The 1,003-nt window shown below is 62.5% G+C and carries 1 protein-coding gene; it reads right to left on the bottom strand.

Going from position 1 to position 1,003, the window contains the following annotated elements:
* Nucleotides 1-1,003, bottom strand: a 1,003-nt coding sequence (gene ltrA, locus GH681_RS23260) for a group II intron reverse transcriptase/maturase (RefSeq protein ID WP_153163861.1), incomplete at both ends; no start/stop codon positions are given.

Here is a 1,003-nt window from a genome sequence, read left to right as displayed (position 1 = left end):
CCAAACGATCAAAGAAGGACTTCGGGAAGGCCGCGTTCATGTGACTGGCGCCACTGTTCCACCACGGCCCACGTTGATTGAGCGCCGAGCGAAACGCGCGCTCCTCCTTCAGTCCCGCCTTCATCAGGTTCTTGGCACGAGTATACGGGCGCTTCCACTGCCGCCACAAAATGCAGCGCAGCTTGCGCCTGAGCCATCCGTCAAGCTCTTCCAGTGCCCGCTTGGTCTCGGTCAGCTTGAAGTACGCTGCCCAGCCCCGGAGCACCGGGTTCAGCTCTTCGATCGTGGCGCGCACGCTGCGCCCCCTCGCGCCTTTAAGCACTTCCCGAATCTTGTCCTCCAGTCGCTGAAGACTGGTCGGTGCGATCCGCAGCTTCGGGGCCTTGTGCCAGGTCAGGCTGTAGCCCAGAAACTTCCGCTCCCACGGCCGTGCGACCGCACTCTTGGCCTCATTGACCGTGAGCTTGAGCCGCTCGGACAGGAACTGAGTGATACCGGCCAGAACACGCTCGCCTGCCGCTTGGGTGCGAACATAGATGTTGCAGTCGTCCGCATAGCGACAGAACGCGTGACCCCGGCGCTCCAGTTCCCGATCCAATTCCGTCAGCAGGATGTTCGACAGCAGCGGACTCAGCGGGCCGCCTTGCGGCGTACCCTGCGTCCTCGGGCTGACGACGCCCTCTGCCATCATCCCCGCTTCCAGATCCCGTCGGATCAGCTTCAGTACCCGCCCATCCTCGATCTTCTTCGCCAACTTCGCCATCAGAATGTCGTGATTGACCCGATCGAAGAACTTCTCCAGATCCATGTCCACCACGACGCGCCGGCCTTCGGCGACATAGTGCTGCGCCGCCTTGACCGCCTGATGGGCGTTTCGCCCCGGTCGGAAGCCGTAGCTCGACTCGGAGAACTCCGCCTCGAAGATCGGTGAGAGCACCTGATGCAACGCTTGCTGGATCAGTCGATCCGTCAGCGTCGGAATGCCGAGCGTCCTCATCCCGCC

Origin of the sequence: Zoogloea sp. 1C4, assembly GCF_009469605.1 — a bacterium.
GTDB lineage: Bacteria > Pseudomonadota > Gammaproteobacteria > Burkholderiales > Rhodocyclaceae > Zoogloea > Zoogloea oryzae.
This window is presented reverse-complemented; position numbering and strand designations above follow the sequence as displayed.